Here is a 17,964-nt window from a genome sequence, read left to right on the forward strand (position 1 = left end):
ACGACCTTCAGGCACGACGATTCTGAGTGCTGTTCTGTCATAAGGTGTCCACTGAAAATCAGTGGACATAGCCTGCACGGTCAGATCCCTGAGTGCCAGACGTCGGTTTCTGCGCGCTTACCAGAGATTCGTAAGCACTCGATCAGCACCGTAGCGTAGGCCGTTGACGACGGTGAGTCGTGATGCTATCGGATGGGCTCGACGTGAGCAGTAGACGGCAGCGACGGCGCCACGTTCCACGGCAGCAGTTCGTCGATGCGGTTGATCGGATGGTCAGCAATGCGCTTGAGCACGTAGGCGAGATACGCTTCGGGATCGAGGCCGTTCAGGCGTGCCGTGCCGATCAGGTTGTCGATCTCCGCACACCCATCGCTGCGGTAGTAGACGAGCGCCGGCCAGCGATTCGGCGCGTACCGAATCGCCTTGGCCGCGTCAGTTTTTGCTGAGAGCGTGGCAAGCGTCGCTTCGAACCAGTTTTTTGCGACGGCAAGCGCGCACACTCACGCGCGCAGCGGGCGGTGTTCTTGCCGTTCACGTTCATGAAGAGAGTATCTGCGATGCCCGCATAGCTTTTAATGAGGCGTCTGTGGCGTCGTTGCGGTTTTATTAGCATCGCAGCGCAAGATGTCGAACAAGCCGTCTCGCGCATCTTGCAAAGGCCCTATCACTTTTGATCTGTTCAAAAACATAGGGTCCGGCTCGCCTGGGTCAACCGGAGGGTAAAGTTTTGCGAAATCGCTACCAAGCATGGTAAGCAACCAGATATTGCCCTTTACCCCATAAAATCGAGCATGCACTATATTGCTGCTCGTGTATCGATCAATTTCCGGAAGAACCGGACGAAGAAAATCGACTTCCTCATGCAGTTTCCACTCTATATATTCTGGCGTTGAGCGCAGCGCCCTCCAAGCCTCCCGATTTTCTTTGTAATATATCGGCTCGCGACAAAACATTACGTCCGGCACACCAGACTGCGGTATTGGACAATGTTCGGATATTCGATCCTCTTCATCGGATAGTTCTTTAATTTTTTCTGCTGACACGACTGGCGTAGCTTGATTAACAACATCAAGGGCAAGCGTGAATTTCTTCTTCGCGATTGCTACGTAATCTGAATCGCAAACCGATGGCTCAATATTATCGGAGCCGTGTGGCCTCTTATTTGCGCTTGAACGACCGCGGAATATAACAATGTAGCCACTAAGATCAACGATTTTTTCATTTTTCCCCTTCAAATCAGGTCCCGATTTTACCCATTACGCCACTTCTAAGCGCCCCGGTGGGGCGCAGACAACTCTACCGCACTGCCGATGCACTTTCCTCTGGCTCGCGCAATATTCTTCGGCCCGCATTGGCACCTTTATATTTCAGATTGTTGTGCGGCGGGAAGTCGGATGCTATCGGATCGGTTCAACGCGTGCGGTCGACGGCAGCAACGGTGCCACGTTCCACGGCAGCAGCTTGTCGATGCAGTTGGCCTGATGATCCGCGATTCGTTCGAGCACGTAGGCGAGGTATGCCTCGGGATCGAGGCCGTTCAAACGTGCCGTGCCGATCAGGCTGTACATCGCGGCGGCACGTTCGCCGCCAGAGTCGGCGCCGGCGAACAGATAGTTCCGCCGTCCGAGAGCGACGCCTCGCAGTGCGCGTTCGGCGATCAGGTTGTCGATCTCCGCACACCCATCGCTGCAGTAGTAGACGAGCGCCGACCAGCGATTCAGCGCGTACCGAATCGCCTTGGTCGTGTCAGATTTTGCAGAGAGCGTGGCAAGCGTCGCTTCGAACCAGCGCTTCATGTCATCGAGCAGCGGCACTGCCCGCGCTTGGCGCACACCGCGTCGTTCGTCGGGCGGCTTGCCCCGGATCTGCTCTTCGATCTTGTACAGCGCGCCGATCCGGCGCAGCGCCTCCTCCGTCACGGCATTGGGGCGCACCGCATGCAGGTCGTGGATCTTCCGGCGCGCGTGAGCCATACACGCGGCTTCCTGGACGCGGCCGTCGAGATACAGCTCGGCATAGCCAGCGAACGCGTCAGCCAGCAGCACACCGGCGAAGTCAGCGAGATGTTGCTGCGGATGCTCACCGCGGCGATCGGACGTGTAGGCGAACCAGGCCGCCGGCGGTTCGTCGGAGCCGCTCGGCCGATCATCGCGCACGTAGACCCAGAGACGTCCTGTCTTCGTGCGACCGTTGCCCGGCGCCAGCACCGGCAGCGGTGTGTCGTCCGCATGCACCTTACCGCAGGCCAGCGTGTAGCGGCGCACGGCGTCGACCAACGGTGCGAGCAGCGCCGTGATGCTACCCATCCAGTAGCCCATCGCGCCGGGATCGATCTCGACGCCGTCACGCGCGTACATCACCGCCTGGCGGTACAGGGGGAGGTGGTACGCGAACTTCGACACGGCGATGTGGGCGAGCAGCGCCGGACCCGGGATGCCCCGATCGATCGGGCGGCTCGGCGCCGCGGCCTGCACGATGCAATCACAGCGCGCGCAGGCTAGCTTCGGGCGGCGATGACGGATCACACGGAAGTGCGCACGCACGTATTCGAGTTGCTCCGCGACGTCTTCGCCCAACGGCTTGAGCAGCCCACCGCAATCGGTGCAGTCATCATCGGCGGGCAGATGGACGCGCTCTTCGCGTTCAAGATGTTCGGGTAGCGGCTTGCGGCTCGGACCTTCGCGGCGCGGCCGCTTTGCCTCGGGAGCGGCTGCTACATCGGCGGCGCCTTCGTCGGCCTGCAGATCCTCCAGCCGCAATTCGAGCTGTTCGATCTGGCGATCTAGTTTCTCCGATTTCCGGCCGAACTGCATTCGACGCAGTTTCGCGATCGTGAGCTTCAGATGCTCGATTTCGCGTGCCCGCGATGAGAGCTGCTTTCGCAGCTCAGCAACCTGAGCATCACGCTCAAGCAGCAACGCTTTCAGAGCGTTGATGTCGTCGGGCAGCGCGGTCGAGGTCGATTCCATAAGGACAGTTTACGACTGCCCACGATCACGCGAACGCCAGTTAACAATGGTTTACAGCGCACTACGTGGGCGCGCGGCTTCGACCTGCTGTCGCCAATCGAAGCCCTCGAGCAACAACGACAGCTGAGCGGTTGTCAGCGTGACCACGCCAGAGTCGGCACGGGGCCAAGCAAAGCGTCCTTTTTCGAGCCGCTTCGCCAATAAACATAGCCCGCCGTCGCTCCAATACAAGCACTTCAGCAGGTCACCGCGCTTGCCCCGGAACACGAACACGTGTCCAGAGAACGGATCTTTCTCCAGCACCGTCTGTACCTTTGCGGCCAACGAATTGAAGCCGCATCGCATATCGGTGACGCCCGCGCGATCCAGATCCGCGTGTTTTGAGGCAGACCGATCATCGTAAAATGCGATCGAGAACAGAACGCAGCACGTCGGGGTCCGGCGCGCCTTCGATGCGAATCGATGTCTTGCCATGTTGAATCTGAATCGAGCCAGACGATATATCGGTCGCAGTCGACATTTCGAGCGCCGTCGACGGCTGAGAAGTTTCGTTGACGATAACCGGCAGCATTGCCTCTGGAATCGCATCGTCTGTTAGCAGGCCTTGCGCATGGAGGCGGCGCCATGCCCACACCTGATTGGCATTGATGCCGTTCTCGCGAGCAACACGGGCGACCGACGCGCCAGGTTCGAATGTCAGCGCGACGATGTTCCGCTTCCATTCCGTGGGATGTCGGCGAGTTTGCCGTTTCGGCGGGATCTCGACTGTCTGAGTCACTCTGTCCACAACTCCTATCTTGGACACGACCGGTCATTCGTGTCCTTCACAGGACATCATGGCACTCGTCACCGAGCGTTCACAGACGGTACTGGTCTCGTGCTTACAGAGATTCGAACCAGTGCAGGTTCAGGCATTCGTCCCGGAATGAACCATTGAACGTCTCGATGAAGCTGTTATCGGTGGGTTTGCCTGGACGGCTGAAGTCGATCTGTACCTTGTAGTGGTAGGCCCACATATCCAGCAGACGGCCTGAGAACTCGCTGCCGTTATCGGCGAACAGGAACCGTGGCGCCCGACGTTGCGCTACCAGCCGGTTCAGCACCGACACAACGTCTTCTGCGCGCAGGCGCTGTCCGACCTCAATGGCGAGTGCCTCACGGCTGAAGACGTCCACGACCGTGGAGGCGCGCAGGCGGGTGCCATTGGCCAGCTGATCGGCCGCGAAATCCAGACTCCAGACTTCGTCAGGCCGGACCGGCACGCACCTTTCACGGCGCGCCACCACCATCTTGCGTCGTCTGGGCACCTTCGAGCGTAGCTGCAGCTGTTCGTCGGCGTACAGCCGATAGACCCCGTTACGACTCACACGCCAACCTTCGCGTTTGAGCAGCACGTGTACGCGTCGGTAACCGTATCGCACCCGGGCCTGCGCGATCTCGCGCATACGCTGGCGCAATGCCGTCTGCGGATCCTTGACGCTGCGATAGTAGTGGGTGCTGCGCGCCTGTCTGACCAGACGACACGCCTGCTGCGTCGGAAGACCGTAGTGACCCATGATGTAGGTCACTGGGTCCCTCTTCAGCACGGGCGGGGCCACTAATAGGCTGGTCCGCCCCTCCCCGAAGGGGGATACTGAAGCCCCTGAAACCGTCGGAGAATGATCATGCGTATCGTTCCTCACAGCTGCGCCGTCTACGGTGTCGACCTGGGCAAGACGACGTTTCACATCGCCGGAGCCGACCAACATGGACGGCCCACCCTGAGAATCAAGCTTCGTCGCGACGTGTTGCTACAGTTCTTTGCGACAGCTTCTCCCGCGCGCGTGGGCATGGAAGCTTGTCCCGGAGCGCATTGGCTGGCAAGGAAACTGATCGCGCTCGGCCATGACGTAAAACTGATAGCAGCCCAATTCGTCAAACCCTACCTGAAGTCGAACAAGAACGACACGCTCGACGCCGAGGCAATCGCCGAAGCTGTAACGCGCCCAACGATGCGCTTCGTCCCTGCCTAACGCCACGAGCAACTTGACATGCAAGCGCTACATCGGGTGCGTGCCCAATTCGTTCACCAGCGCACGGCTCTCGTGAGTCAGTTTCGCTGCTTTCTGCTCGAATACGGCATCGCAATTCACGCCTGCATCGGTATGTTCCGACGCGATGCCACGCGCATTCTCTCGGATGATTCCAACGATCTGACGCCGACCATGCGACAACTGCTGACGGATCTGTGGTCGGACTTCCTGCGCATAGACGAGCGCGTCGCTGCACTTTCCAGTCAGATCGAAGCGTCCGCCAAGCACGATGTCGTACAGCGCCTCACGACGATTCCTGGAATTGGCCCGCTTGGGGCAAGCGCTTTGTGCGCGGCCATTGGAAACGGCAAGCAGTTCCGCAGCGGACGCGACTTGGCTGCGTGGATCGGCCTCGTTCCGCGTCAGCATACGACCGGCGGCAAGCCAACGCTCCCGGGCATCAGCATACGCGGCAATACGTACCTGCGCCGCTTACTTGTATTGGGCGCTCAGTTCTATCTGATGCATCTGGATCGCTCAAGAGATCGGCTCGGGCAATGGCTCGATACGCTCGAGAGCAGCATACATCACAACAAGGTTGTGATAGCGCTGGCGAACAAACTTGCTCGCGTCGCGTGGGTTGTGCTCACGCGTCCGGGAGCCCTGTACGAGAAGATGGATCCTCGCTTTTAGAACCGAATCGACCTCAAGTTTGCAGGGACGTGGAATCGAGATGACGCAACAGTTGACTGGCGTGCTGTAAGCCTTGGTCAAAAAAGCGGGCTAGCAAGCCCGAGCCAACTTATTAGGAACGGTACGCGCAGATCTCATCATGGCCTGAACGCCAAAAGCGTTCGACTTGCGCGAGGCCGGATACATTTACGCAAACTGACATGCGTCAGATCGACAACGTTCGCCTTGCAAAGCCGGAGCGGACCATACATTTTTTATGGCGATATCCTGCAGGATCGCCTTGTCCAGACTGAGTTCTGCAACCAGCTTCTTGAGCCGCGCATTCTCATCCTGGAGCTGCTTGAGTTCGCGGACCTGATTCGACTCCAGGCCTGCATACAGCCTCTTCCAGCGATAGTACGTCTGCTCGGAAATGCCCAGCTGACGGATCAGGTCCGCCACCGGCATGCCCAGTTCGGCCTGCTTGAGCGCGGCCACGATCTGTTCTACAGAATACTGTTTGCGTTTCATCGCCAACCTCCCATGACAGGGGAAATCGCTCCGAAACACTAACACTCATTTCTGTCCAGGATTTCTGCAGCAGATCAGTTGCCGAGGAGGGCCACAGGCGGAACCGTTTGCACAGTTTGGCTGTTCGATCGAACCGTAAAAAAACGCGCCAACCCCGGGGGAAAGTCGGCGCGCTACAAGACGACAAGTTACTGAGGCAATCGCCCACTGGTAGTGAGGCGACGGGCTCCATACTAGGCCCGATCGCAGCGGACAATTGATAAGGATGGTCAGGCGAAGTCTGGCTAGCTGCACATCATCACGACGCCGAGCTCCAACCTCTAGTTAGTTTCGGAGGATAACCGTGTGGACGAAAAAAGCCAGCACGCGGCGGCCTCAACCCTACGCCGAGGGAGCCATCCATGAGCCTACTAACCAACTCCGTTTGACAACAGTTAACTTTTTCCTCATCTGAATCTTGGGTTGAACGTCGAACACCGGCAGCATAAAGGGTTGGACAACCCGGCGGAGAATTCGCATGAGCCAACGCGGGTTCGCGAGATGGTCATGCGTCGCTTCAAATCGACCTGCCAACTACACCGCTTCGCTTCGGTTCACGGACAACTACATTGAACATGTCGGACCCTGTTCTCAAAGGGGAACAGAATCGAGTCGTCTTCTTATGGCGTTGGTCCGATCGATGTCGCGAACTCAGGCCGCGACGCGACAGCGTCTTCCACAGAAACGCAACGCGCAACTTGCCTGTTTTTAAAATAAAACAGTTATGAGCCATCGCTCGTGGACCGTGTACCAACACGTATGCCTGCCTCAACGCAGTGAGATAACGCCGCAGTGGGCCGACTACCTCGACCAGCCAAAGGCCGGTCCGCAGATCATTCCGCTGAATGCGGCCGGCTGACGTTCCTTATCAATTTCCGCTTGCAGGCGCAGGTAGCATTTCAGCCGTCGCCCCTTGACCGAGCGACCCTTGCAACAGGGAGTTGTCTTTCGCGCGCCACCTCCAACCCGGTCGGCGCGCTTTTTTACGAACCTTACAGCGCACCACATCATGAACAGAATGAAACTTCCTGTCATCGCTTTGGCACTTCCGTTCTTCGTGCTGGCGAACTCCGCCACCGCGGCGGGCTGCATCAAGGGAGCTGTTGCCGGCGGTGTCGCCGGTCACTACGCGGGGCACCATGCCGTCGTTGGCGCGGTAGGCGGGTGCATTGTCGGCCGCCACCTTGCCAGGAAGCACGCACAGGCCCAAGCTCAGGCTCAGGGCCAGCAGGAACTCCGGTCGCAACCGCAGATCCAGACGCAATCGCAACCGGTCAGCGCTCAGTGAAACGTTCAGGCCCCGGCATGAAAAGCGCTATCCCTAGGTTATCGGAAGTCGTGTACCCGTCAGTCGTGGCAGGCGCCCGCCCGGTCGCCGACCGCGCGTGCCGCGGGCGGCCAGCGCCACCGCCCGCGTCCGTCAGGGCGGTGAAACGCGAGGAAACGCGACGGGCTGCCGGTCAGGCACGTGGGGTTTTCATCCGTTGGAAGTGCCGTGCTTATCAAGACCCTCGCGCCGGCCGCGGTGTTCACCGCCGTGCCTGCCATGGGCGTGATCGCGCAGACGCTGGCGGTGACCGGTGTCCCGCTGCTGCAGGTGGTGTCGCCCGCGACCTCTCCGGGTCTGTCAGTGGACGGAAGACAGGTCTAGGTGGCCGGCACACCGCGCTCCCTGAGTAGACCCAGCTGCTCCATGCTGCCTGCCGGGCAAGGCGATCGCGGAAGCCACCGGGATCGCCGATCGCGGCGTTACCCTGCTGGAGCCCATGCTGCGGTCCACCATGCCCATCGCGGTGCACAATTCGCTGTTGATGGACCGCGATCGCCGTGGCCGCAACGCTGCCTGACTCTGCGGCAAGCGTTCCGTCATCGCTGCGTCACCCAGTCGGTCACGGCCGACGTGCCGCCGGATGAGGGCGCCGGCGCATGACCGCGAACCGGGCTGCATACCGGGTTCGCATGAAGTGAATATTCCCGCAGGACTCCCTAGAATGCTTGGAGATGCCAATTACAGATCCGGAGAACCGGAAGGCATGCGCGGAGGGCGCGATGAGAATTGCACTGCTGGAAGACGACCCGGTTCTTGCAGCGTCGGTACTGGAGACGCTGACCGCCGCGGGCCATCACTGTCATCACTTCGACCGGGGCGCCGCGCTGGTTCAGGCCCTGCGCCGGGAAACGTTCGATCTGCTGATCCTCGACTGGCAGCTTCCCGACATGACCGGCCGCGAGGTGCTGCACTGGGCCAGGGAGGGTGGGGCGGCCCGGGTGCCGGTGATCTTTCTGACCTCGTACGGTCGCGAGAATGACATCACCTCGATCCTGAACGAAGGGGCGGATGACTATCTCGTCAAACCCGTTTCATCGCCGGTGCTGCTTGCCCGCGTCGCCGCACTGATGCGGCGGATGTATGCGATCGATCCGAAGGCGACGAAAGAGGTCTTTGACGACATCGAGTTTGACCTGCGTGCGGAACAGGTTCTGAGGAAGGGCGAGGCGGTGAAGCTGACCCAGCGCGAATTCAAACTGGCCCTGCTGCTGTTCCAGCATCTCGGGCGGCCGCTGTCGCGGGCGCACATTGCCGAGCGGGTGTGGAGACAGCCGCCTGACATCCTCTCGCGAACCATGGATACCCACGTGTCGACGTTGCGTCAGAAACTGGGGCTGCGTCCGGAGAGTGGCTATCGGCTCGCTCCTGTCTACGGGTACGGATACCGCCTTGAACGGCTGTGTGGGCCGGATCCGAGCCGTGAAGGCAGGGCACAGGCAGGCCTTGTCAACTTGCGTCCGTAGGGGCGCAAAAGGTAGCCAGGGCGTCGGACTACTCGCACAAAACCGTCGTATCGACGGAGCGTAGCAATGATGAACAATTCGCCTGTGTGCGCCAGTGCATCATGAGCCAGAACGCGAACCGGGTATTTATCGTGGACGACGAGGACAGCGTGCGCGCCGCACTCGCGAGATTGCTGCGCGCGTCCGGTTACAACGTCGAATCGCTGGACAGTCCGGAGACCTTGCTGGCGCGCACCGATCTGACGAATCAGCCCTCGTGCGTCTTACTTGATCTGCAGATGCCAGGAATCGGTTTTGTCAGGCAACGTGGGGCACCTAACGCGAAGGCTTTCTCGTGAACGGCTGGATCGTCACTCGCGGTAATGACGGGCGCGCCAGTCGGCGCCAATGGGGCCCTGCAGTTCCCGCCCGTTAATCCCCGGCATCTGGAAGTCCTCGATTGCGCAGGCGGGCTGAAACCAAGCTGCCGACGACAGCGCGTCAAGAAATGCCTCGCCGTCGGGAAATGTCTCTGCCTCTATTGCGCAGTGCAGAAGACGCTTGAGGGCGCGGCGAACGGATTTGTCATCGACGGCCACCGCGACGATTCGATTGAGGTTCAGGATTTGACGTCGCGGTAGCGTCCAAGGAGCCGATTGTAGCCGCAGCATACCCGGCGATGGAATTCTGCAAGCGGACGCCTACGCGGGCTTCGACGAATTGTTCCGTGCTGGCTCGATACGTGAGGCGGCATGCCACGCCACGCGAGGAGAAAGTTCTACGACATCCACTTGCGCACGCCGTCTGACGCAACACAAAAAGCACTCGAATACTTGCGCGCTCCAAGACATCGAGGCCTCAATTCGCGGCAGGCCCGCAGCCGTTCGGCTGCGAATACGGCAGGAGAAAGCCAGACCGCTGCTTCAAGGCTACGAAGCGTGGCTCAGGGCAAAGCTCGAAACGCTGCTTGAAGAAGTCAAACCTAATTCCCTGGACTTTCTCAGGCATTCAAAGCCAGGCGCTTTACGAAAGTAGGAAGTCTTTCTCCACTTGCCTTCGCCCTTCCGCGTACGCCTTCGCATCCAGTGACGGGCCATCTTTGTATAGAGTATAGTTGAAGAACTGGGCAATGTAGTTCTGGAGACGCCAAATGAACGGCAAATCCCATCCAGGCGGCCACGATCGCGACGATGCCATGCAATTTCTTTGCCATGACTTACGCTCGCCACAATTGTCCATTCTGACACTCCTTGAACTCTATCGCGCAGAACACGGGAAGTTGACGCCCCTTCTGGAACGTATCGGTATGCAAGTCACTAATACGCTACAGCTGGTCGAAGGCTATCTACATCTGGCTCGCGCGCAATCGGAGTCTCCGCAGTTCGAATTGATTAACCTGAACGACCTGCTTATCGTCGCTGCGGATCAGCTTTGGGAACAGGCCTTAGCAAAACGATGCCGGATTTGCGTCGACGTACCCGATACGTCCGTCGAGCGTTATGCTGACAGGATACTGCTGGCTCGCCTCGTCACCAATCTGCTCGACAATGCATTGAAATACGGGCCCAGTGAGTCGACCGTGCACTGCATTTTATCGGGTGTGGCGCAAGGTCTGTTAATTGGCGTGGAGGACGAAGGGACGGGCATACCGGCGTTCGAGGCGGGCCGCGCCGCAGCGCGATTTGTTCAGTTGAATTCCGACGCCGACACTAATATGGGCGGTTTCGGTTTAGGCCTGGCCTTTGTCGCTTTTTCAGCTGCCAAACATCAAGGTCGACTGATTATGAGGCGCACGCAACGGGGGTTCCTGATCGGGGCACTCCTTCCGGAAGTCGATCCGTTTACCCGAAGCTTTCTCACAACCAGCGAAACACGTCCTGTCTCGCGGACAGCGAATCATAATACAAAATATTTCAGTGCGGTTTACATTAGCAACGTTGCGCCAGAAACAGGAAACAATGAGGTACTCTCGATTCTTGCCCAGTCGCGACTGCGCAATCGCGCTGATTCGGTGACCGGCATTCTTATCCTCGCGGGCCACAATTTCATCCAGTACCTTGAAGGGGAACGTGAGGCCGTCACTGCATGTCTTCGCCGGATCGCGGCTGATGTGCGCCACTCCGACATGAGGATTATCGCGGTTAACTCGCACAGTACCCGCCGCTTCTGTGATTGGTCGATGGGTTACTTCAACGGCGACGCCGGCGGCTCGGAGCGACTTGAAGAGATCCTGAAGGCATGGTCGGGAACGGACCAATCTCTTATTGAAAAGTTGTGCCATATCGCTAGTGCCGTCAACTCCATAGACGAAACTGACGGCTTACCTATACAGGCGCGGCCGATTTAATTTGTGGTTTGTCACAACACATCGCTGCCGAGCGACCGTGACGCAAAGGGAAAATGTTCGAGTAACCCGATCGTGCACTGTTGCGGATAAGTGCGGCTTGAACCTGCACTCCGACACCTGTTTATTGGGTTCTGTCGTAGTAAGGAAAGCGGGATAGGCAAGAGAGATATGTGAAGGATAACTTATGAAACCAATGAGTAAAATTGCTTAGGGGAAGATAGCGGAGTGTTGATCAAACATTGCAACTGGCTATTCTTGATCATGTGCATCAAATTCGATGCCACTCAGAATGACGCACGCGCACCTAAGCTCATTGAGCCCGGGCATCGGTCGGGTTCGGGGCGTTGTCAAGTTGAAGGTGGCGCTCGCTAGAATGGCGGGATGAAGAAGAGCCCCTCGCCGTATCACGGCTTCCGTTTTCCATCTGCAGTCGTTAGCCGCGCGATGCGCTGGTACCACCGCTTCAACCTGAGCCTGCGCGACATTGAGGAATTGCTGCTCGAGCGCGGTGTGACAGTCACGTACGAGTCGGTGCGCAACTAGTGTGACCGGTTCGGCTCGATGTTCACCTGTCGGGTGAAAGCGGTGCGGCTGCGCACGGGCACGACGTGGCATCTTGACGAGCTGCTCGTGAAACTGCGCGGTGAGCCTTATGTCTTCTGGCGCGCGGTGGATGAGCACGGTGTCGAACTGGATGTGCTGCTGCAAAAGCACCGCGACAAGGCCGCCGCGAAGCGCTTCTTCAGAAAGGTGCTGAACTCCTACCCAACGAAGAATTCTCTCAAGTCCTGGCATCGCGAATACGAACGGTGTCATGATTTGCCGGCCGGCTATCTCCGTTCGAGGTCGAGGTATTCGATCGAACAGAAGAAGGCGGCCGTCGATCATTATCTGAGCCATGACCGTTGTGCAGATGCTACCTTGAGAGCTCTTGGATATCCGAGTCGTGAGACGCTTGCGGCCTGGATCGAGGAACTTCGCCCCGAGATCGGAAAACGCATTGTCGGCAGGGTAGCTGGCAGTGTTCCGAAGTCGCAGGAGGTGAGGCAGGCGGCAGTGGTCGAACTGTGCACTAGAGAAGGAAGCGTGCGCCTGATTGCCCAGAAGGCAGGCGTGAGCAGGCCGACGCTCTTCAACTGGAAGAACCAGCTACTCGGTCGTGAGGCCCCAGCATCCATGTAGCGCCAGAAGAAGCCAGCACCGGACCATAAGCGTGCGGAACTACAGCAGCAGGTCGAATCGCTTCGGCGCGACATCCGGCAACTGCAGCTCGAGCACGACATCATGAAAAGGCGAATGAACTGACAAAAAAAGAAGTGGGCGTCAACCCGCAGCTCCTGATCAACCGGGAGAATACATGCTGGTTGATGCCCTGGAACAGGCCTACGCGTTGCCGGAGCTGTTAGCCGTGCTGGGACTTGCTCGCAGTTCCTACTTCTATCACTGTGCACGCCTGCTCGTCGCTGACAAGTATTCTGTCGCACGCAGCGTCATCGCGAACATCTTTGAACTCAAACACCACTGCTACGGCTATCGTCGCACACGCGCAGCACTGGGCAGGCAGCAGGTCTTCATTTCGGAGAAGGTCGTGCGACGTTTGATGCGACAGGACGGTCTGGCCGCTGCCACGACCAGGCGACGTCGCTATGGCTCGTACCGCGGCGAAATCGGTCCCGCGCCGGAGAACCTCATCAATCGTGACTTCCGTGCGACCGCACCGAACAGAAAGTGGCTCACCGACATTACCGAATTTCAGATTCCGGCAGGCAAGGTGTATATGTCGCCGGTGATTGACTGCTTCGCCGGTCTTGTCGTGAGCTCGACAATTGGCACGCGGCCGGACGCTGAACTCGTAAATATCATGCTGGATGCGGCGATTAGCACGATGGCCAACAGCGAGGAACGGCTTGTGGTCCATTCCGATCGCGGTGCGCACTATCGCTGGCCGGGATGGCTCTCACGGATGCGCGACGCCAGGCTCATCCGCTCGATGTCACGCAAAGGATGCTCCCCCGATAATGCAGCCTGTGAATGTTTCTTCGGGCGGCTGAAGACCGAACTGTTCTATCCTCGTGACTGGCGGGCTACAACCATTGAGCAGTTCATCGAGGTGGTTGACTCTTATATCCGCTGGTACAACGCAAAGCGGATCAATGTCTCGCTCGCTCCCTCAGCCCGATCGAATACCGAGAGAGTCTCCGAATTGCAGCATAAACCAGTCCAAAAATTTAGCCGCACCCCCGGTGGGTCAGTTTTGCATCGGCGCTAACACGTAAGGATCCTGGTCGCACGAGCAAAACGCAACGCCGTCGCAGAAATGAGATCTGCTCGCACCGCCACGCCGCCTGGCCGCCCGCTGAGGTCTTCAATGAGTTGAAGCAATTTTGCATCTATCTGCTGCCGGTCGAGATTCCTCATTTTGAGTCGACCATGCATTGGCATGAGCTGTACGATGGCGACGAGGCGAATCGTCGGATTCGGGAGTTAATCGTCAGTACCTGATCGGTGCGGCGTCGACGATTACATCAAGCTACGTGATCGTGTTCGCCGGCAGCGAATTTGGTTGCAGGGGTTGGGAAGGGATGTCTCTTATATTTGACATAATATAAATTATCAACATTTTTCATATCAGCTGCAATGATAGGAGAACCAAAGAGGATCAACGCAAAGTTGCTCTGAAAATCGCCTGAAATCCACCTAATGCCATCTGAAATTGCCGCATCGACGCTTCGCAACCAATAAATCATGCTTTAGGTGGAAAGAACGCGCTGGGGACTTTTCATGGTAACTTTAGGTGGTATCGTCGTTTTCTTGGGGGAGCGCTGACCTAGTGAGGCTCGCTTGGCCGATTCCGGTCCGGTCACAGGTTGCCTGGCGCGCTACCGTATTCTCGTTGAATACTCATTTGAAGCAGGTTCCCGAGCGCTAACTTTCTCGTGCCTGCTTTATGTCCGCGGTAGACGGGCGATTCATCAAGCTGATCCGATATGAAAACCTTCTCTCATCTCGAGACCATGGGTGCGCTGAAACGCTACGCCATTTTCTGTGTGCCGACGAAGCAACGGGGCGACGTTTGGATGCGGGTTTCAGAATCGGAGCGTTCGCAATCGGTTGTCGAGGTCGATGCGGCGCGCTTCGTTAATGCCTGGCGTGGCCCAAAAAGCAGTCATCCGGAAATCGCGCACCTGGACGAGGTGGGTTGGCGAAATGACTACAAATTTCACGATGCCGAGGAAGGGTTCGAGTCAGGCTGGGGGAATCCGGTTCCTCTTGCCGAGGTGAATGCAGGGTTTTGGCTCGACGACGAGCTGGCTCATGGCGTTGTCGCATCCGGACGCTTTGTTCGATGGGTTCGGCGCGTATTTCCCGCTGCGAGATCGACTGCTCGGGAGCCTGAACGACATCCATACGTCAGCTTCACGAACGGAATTACACGCACCATCTGGCTGCTGGTGGCTGGCGCCGAACGTTTCCCGGTAATGTGTGGCAAGGAAGATGCAGCGATTCTACATCACATTGCTGGCGCGCGTGAAAGTACGCCCTGCCCTGTTTTAGAGCTGGTTCCGGATATCGGGCACCTTGAGCGTCTTGATCAAAATCGCACCTTCCACGAGAAACTCAAGGCACATGGTTTGCCAATCTGGGCCGCGTGAAATAAGCCGCGTCGCCTGAACAGCCGTCAGACGTCGTAGCGATTTCCTAGTTTGCGTCGGCTCGTCGGCGAAGCAACACATTTGTGCTGGCTTGCGTTCGTAGCGTCGTGGTTCAATCCTGTCCGCGCCAGGTGCCCGGCGACAATACAAGAAATCAGGGAGCAAAGCCATGAGTACGAGTTACAGCCCGCGTCCTCCTATCTGGCAGCTGATCCGCGCCGTGGCGCCACTCGGCCGCGAAACAAGCAACGCGGAGATCAAGCAACTTCTGTTGCACGAGTGGCCGGATCTTAACCAAGCCACCATCAACGCACAGATCGCCATTTGGACAGTGAACCGTGTCGGCCGGGTGAGCTAGACGCACACGTTTGTATGTGCGGCGGCGTCGCGACTGCCACGTGGACATATCGCACGCTGGGCCTGGAGTATCGCGGGAGCACGGCTACACTTCCCGTAAGCGTCCGTCTGGTAGTAGCTTATGGCTGGCGCCGCTTCGCCGTGTCCACTGAGAGCTCACCGATGACGACGCCAACGATCGATCCAACGAATCCAGACGCACTACTAGCCGAACTGTTCGACAATGACCAGTCGGTCAAGGATCAGTTTCGCGCACAACTGAGCGAACCACTCCACGAGCTATGTAACGCGCTCGCCAACTGCTTTCACGTGGTTGGCTTAATCAATGACATGGCCAATCGCGCAGAGACGCAGCGCAATGCGTTGGTCAGCGGCTTTGCAGTTGGCGTCCTTGATGACCTGGTGACCTCGACGAAGTTGCTTCTGACTGGCAAGCTGGCCGCGGCGGGGAACCTGATGCGACAGGTCATTGAGGGGATCGCCATATCCATCCTGTGCTCAACCGACGATCTGCTGGTGCTCGATATGAACAAGAAACAGGGGATGGTCCGCGCGCGTTACTGGGAAAAGTTGTGGGCAGATGATAGGCGTACGGAAGGCGTACGCGCGGTCCAGCAACTTGAGTGGAACGCGGTCGCACTTGGGATTGCGGCCGGCGCTGTCCAACAACTGCGCCGCGCGAAGAAGCACTACAACGCCTTCAGCCACTGCGGCAAGGTGACGATCGGCAGTCGGATGATGCTGGGCGAAGTCGGCCAGATACACCTCGGCGGGCTGTTTGATGCTGCGAAACTTGATGACTATAAGGCCGAACTGACCGGCCGGATAAACCTGTGCCGCGTGCTGCCACCGTTTTTGGAGCGCCTGCTTGCGTCGATGTCGCCGCCGGCTGCACGAGCCGCCGAGGCACGGCCGCCTCAGACGACGTGAGAACGCAGAGCCTAGTGTACGAGCGAGCTGTTTGACTACGGGCGCGGTATTGGCGCCCTCGCCCTTCTCGCGCTGCGAGGACGGCACGACCATGCACAGGCAAGATTTGCCCCCCAATCCTCGATAGCAATCGGGCAGAGACGGGAGCATAAGCAACCGGCAGGCAGGCGTGAGCTGCAAGCCAGATGGCTTAAAAGGCGTATCCCGTTTCCATCAAAAAGCGGACGGCTCCGTCCACGAGACTCACACTCCCTGGCGCTGGCAGACGCTCAGCGACGCTGATCGACGCCGGATTCGGAAGCATTCTGTTCACAACAAAAGTATCTATCAGAGGTAGTGCCGTCTCGTGGAATGTCGTCCATTTTTTGGAGCTAAGTCTCGCTGTAATGCAGTCACGTGCGGCTCCGGCAAGGATATCGGCGATCTGCAACTGTGGATGCTCGCGCGAGTCGGCGAAATCCAAGGTCGAGACCCGCATTGGAAGCACGGCTGTCCGGTTTTCATACCCGATCGTTCGGCTTTCAACGCTACTCGACATCAGTTGCCGTAAGAAGCTCTCGGCCTTCTTCATCGGCTTCGACGTGTCGTGAACCACGCATAGTGGCTCAGTGGTTCCACTCATCCAGGCCTGCACCACCGCGTTGAAGGCGTCGATTGCAGGATCAAATGTACCAAGACCTGCGAGTCCTTCTAGCAAAGTTCCGGCATTGCGGGCGCCAAGCGTCAACGGGACGACAAACACGTCATATCCAGGGGGCGCCTTTCGCGCCGCCTCAAGAACCGCAGCCTCCAGGTTCTGCAGTACAAGATCGCTATCGTCCCGAAGCGTCTTCAGGAAGCTGTCAAGAATGTTCTGCCATCCACCTTCAGGAAAGAGGATTTGCCCTGCTTGGTATAGAACGTTGGCGTATTCAACATGGCGCGCCCCAGCGTAAAGATCGATGCCTTTTACATGAAAAACAGGTTCGATCAATTTATCGACGAGATGCGATATGAGGTAATAACGCTTGTCCGTCACAGCGACCTTCGCTGTCGCTGGGCTCAGATGAGGCGACTTGAAAAGCTCGATGAGTGCGCGCTGACCAGCAGTCGACGCGCTCAGCGATGTATATTTGGCTTCATGCTGGCCAGGGCGCACGAGTGACTCGGCCAAGGAGCGTGCCACGTCGATTTCCAGCGATACCGACGCCAATGCAAATACGGGTTGCGCCGGATCAGACAGATTGACGCCGGTGTTACCAGACTCGTCGAAATAGATGTTCACGTTGTGTCGCGTTTGGAGGTGCTGCATGTCGTTCGGATTTGTCGACTGAGCAGCCGAGCAACATGCTACCAGTTCGAAAGATTGCCATTGAGATGCATCCGTTGATATTCCGCCAAGCCATCTTTGTGATCCACTAGCTCCAGTTCCAGATATCCCACCCTGCACCTTCCATTTTCGGGAGCGCCTCTTTGGGCATCCGGTCCACGTGGAGCGCTATGGCTACCATCCGGGTCGCTCTCGTGACCGCAACAAAGATGTTGTGGAGCTGCGATTTCCGTGCTTGGTCAGTCACCTGGTGGAGTTGACCCTGTAACTCAGGACACTCGGACACCGTTAAGTTGATGATGCAGCGGTTCGGCGGAACTCCCGGGGGGAACGGTACTTCAGTGCCTTATGCGGGTGCCGTTCGTTGTAATGT

Annotated in this window: 18 protein-coding genes and 5 pseudogenes; 14 read left to right on the plus strand and 9 right to left on the minus strand. The window is 58.2% G+C overall.

All coding sequences use genetic code 11. From position 1 onward, the window contains the following. Window positions 1–185: 185 nt before the first annotated feature. From LJ656_RS34315 to LJ656_RS34340, 6 genes and pseudogenes are all read right to left on the minus strand, one after another. Window positions 186–479 (minus strand): annotated as a pseudogene (locus LJ656_RS34315) (transposase domain-containing protein); the annotation flags it as partial. Window positions 480–572: 93 nt separating this feature from the next. Further along, a complete protein-coding gene (locus LJ656_RS34320; RefSeq protein ID WP_230513874.1) occupies window positions 573–1,235 on the minus strand; it encodes a hypothetical protein in 663 nt (220 codons plus the stop codon). Between the two features lie 162 nt (window positions 1,236–1,397). Next, window positions 1,398–2,969: an IS66 family transposase gene (gene tnpC / locus LJ656_RS34325; RefSeq protein WP_230513875.1), complete on the minus strand. Its 1,572-nt coding sequence runs from the start codon at window positions 2,967–2,969 to the stop codon at window positions 1,398–1,400. Window positions 2,970–3,020: 51 nt separating this feature from the next. Continuing rightward, window positions 3,021–3,443 (minus strand): IS66 family insertion sequence element accessory protein TnpB, encoded by a 423-nt coding sequence (tnpB, locus tag LJ656_RS35250; protein ID WP_425606077.1) that lies wholly within the window; start codon window positions 3,441–3,443, stop codon window positions 3,021–3,023. Continuing rightward, window positions 3,364–3,747 (minus strand): IS66-like element accessory protein TnpA, encoded by a 384-nt coding sequence (tnpA, locus tag LJ656_RS34335; RefSeq protein WP_230513876.1) that lies wholly within the window; start codon window positions 3,745–3,747, stop codon window positions 3,364–3,366. The genes tnpB and tnpA overlap by 80 nt, the downstream gene beginning before the upstream one ends. Window positions 3,748–3,853: 106 nt before the next feature. Continuing rightward, window positions 3,854–4,567: pseudogene (locus LJ656_RS34340) on the minus strand (IS3 family transposase); the annotation flags it as partial. 66 nt (window positions 4,568–4,633) lie between these two features. Between LJ656_RS34340 and LJ656_RS34345 the strand changes: the two are divergent. Together LJ656_RS34345 and LJ656_RS34350 are read left to right on the plus strand one after the other, a co-directional pair. Further along, window positions 4,634–4,981, plus strand: a complete 348-nt coding sequence (locus LJ656_RS34345; protein ID WP_230513877.1) for an IS110 family transposase — start codon at window positions 4,634–4,636, stop codon at window positions 4,979–4,981. Window positions 4,982–4,999: 18 nt separating this feature from the next. Further along, window positions 5,000–5,674 carry an IS110 family RNA-guided transposase gene (locus tag LJ656_RS34350; protein ID WP_230513878.1) on the plus strand — a complete coding sequence of 225 codons (675 nt, stop codon included), beginning with the start codon at window positions 5,000–5,002 and terminating at the stop codon, window positions 5,672–5,674. 225 nt (window positions 5,675–5,899) lie between these two features. Here LJ656_RS34350 and LJ656_RS34355 read toward each other — a convergent pair. After that, window positions 5,900–6,184: pseudogene (locus LJ656_RS34355) on the minus strand (transposase); the annotation flags it as partial. Between the two features lie 456 nt (window positions 6,185–6,640). Between LJ656_RS34355 and LJ656_RS34360 the strand changes: the two are divergent. The 5 genes and pseudogenes from LJ656_RS34360 to LJ656_RS34380 all read left to right on the plus strand — a co-directional run. Continuing rightward, window positions 6,641–6,790 (plus strand): annotated as a pseudogene (locus LJ656_RS34360) (IS6 family transposase); the annotation flags it as partial. A gap of 442 nt (window positions 6,791–7,232) precedes the next feature. Next, window positions 7,233–7,511 carry a hypothetical protein gene (locus tag LJ656_RS34365; protein WP_230513879.1) on the plus strand — a complete coding sequence of 93 codons (279 nt, stop codon included), beginning with the start codon at window positions 7,233–7,235 and terminating at the stop codon, window positions 7,509–7,511. Between the two features lie 207 nt (window positions 7,512–7,718). Next, window positions 7,719–7,874 (plus strand): hypothetical protein, encoded by a 156-nt coding sequence (locus LJ656_RS34370; RefSeq protein WP_230513880.1) that lies wholly within the window; start codon window positions 7,719–7,721, stop codon window positions 7,872–7,874. Window positions 7,875–8,272: 398 nt separating this feature from the next. Further along, complete coding sequence (locus LJ656_RS34375; protein WP_230513881.1) at window positions 8,273–9,016, plus strand: response regulator transcription factor; 744 nt, start codon at window positions 8,273–8,275, stop codon at window positions 9,014–9,016. 101 nt (window positions 9,017–9,117) lie between these two features. Beyond that, window positions 9,118–9,354 (plus strand): response regulator, encoded by a 237-nt coding sequence (locus LJ656_RS34380; RefSeq protein WP_230513882.1) that lies wholly within the window; start codon window positions 9,118–9,120, stop codon window positions 9,352–9,354. Between the two features lie 12 nt (window positions 9,355–9,366). Here the strand turns inward: LJ656_RS34380 and LJ656_RS34385 are convergent, their stop codons facing one another. Further along, window positions 9,367–9,594, minus strand: coding sequence for a response regulator transcription factor (locus LJ656_RS34385; RefSeq protein ID WP_230513883.1), 228 nt, complete (start codon window positions 9,592–9,594; stop codon window positions 9,367–9,369). An 88-nt stretch (window positions 9,595–9,682) separates the two neighbouring features. On the opposite strand from LJ656_RS34385, the gene LJ656_RS35255 reads away from it, so the two are divergent. From LJ656_RS35255 to LJ656_RS34420, 7 genes and pseudogenes are all read left to right on the plus strand, one after another. Further along, complete coding sequence (locus LJ656_RS35255; RefSeq protein WP_425606079.1) at window positions 9,683–10,030, plus strand: IS66 family transposase; 348 nt, start codon at window positions 9,683–9,685, stop codon at window positions 10,028–10,030. A 115-nt stretch (window positions 10,031–10,145) separates the two neighbouring features. Then, the gene (locus LJ656_RS34390; protein ID WP_230513884.1) at window positions 10,146–11,342 is read left to right on the plus strand and encodes a BLUF domain-containing protein; all 1,197 of its coding nucleotides are present in this window, start codon (window positions 10,146–10,148) and stop codon (window positions 11,340–11,342) included. A gap of 381 nt (window positions 11,343–11,723) precedes the next feature. Continuing rightward, a complete protein-coding gene (locus tag LJ656_RS35260) occupies window positions 11,724–11,885 on the plus strand; it encodes a hypothetical protein (protein ID WP_425606078.1) in 162 nt (53 codons plus the stop codon). A gap of 18 nt (window positions 11,886–11,903) precedes the next feature. Continuing rightward, window positions 11,904–13,556, plus strand: a pseudogene (locus LJ656_RS34405) (IS3 family transposase). A gap of 773 nt (window positions 13,557–14,329) precedes the next feature. Further along, window positions 14,330–14,995, plus strand: coding sequence for a plasmid fertility inhibition factor family protein (locus tag LJ656_RS34410; RefSeq protein WP_230513885.1), 666 nt, complete (start codon window positions 14,330–14,332; stop codon window positions 14,993–14,995). 169 nt (window positions 14,996–15,164) lie between these two features. Continuing rightward, window positions 15,165–15,353, plus strand: coding sequence for a DUF7669 domain-containing protein (locus tag LJ656_RS34415; protein WP_230513886.1), 189 nt, complete (start codon window positions 15,165–15,167; stop codon window positions 15,351–15,353). Window positions 15,354–15,514: 161 nt separating this feature from the next. Then, window positions 15,515–16,282, plus strand: a complete 768-nt coding sequence (locus tag LJ656_RS34420) for a hypothetical protein (protein ID WP_230513887.1) — start codon at window positions 15,515–15,517, stop codon at window positions 16,280–16,282. A gap of 190 nt (window positions 16,283–16,472) precedes the next feature. Here the strand turns inward: LJ656_RS34420 and LJ656_RS34425 are convergent, their stop codons facing one another. Then, the gene (locus LJ656_RS34425; protein WP_230513888.1) at window positions 16,473–17,546 is read right to left on the minus strand and encodes a DUF3800 domain-containing protein; all 1,074 of its coding nucleotides are present in this window, start codon (window positions 17,544–17,546) and stop codon (window positions 16,473–16,475) included. Window positions 17,547–17,964 lie beyond the last annotated feature (418 nt).

The sequence above is a fragment of the Paraburkholderia sejongensis genome, from assembly GCF_020880815.1.
GTDB lineage: Bacteria > Pseudomonadota > Gammaproteobacteria > Burkholderiales > Burkholderiaceae > Paraburkholderia > Paraburkholderia sejongensis.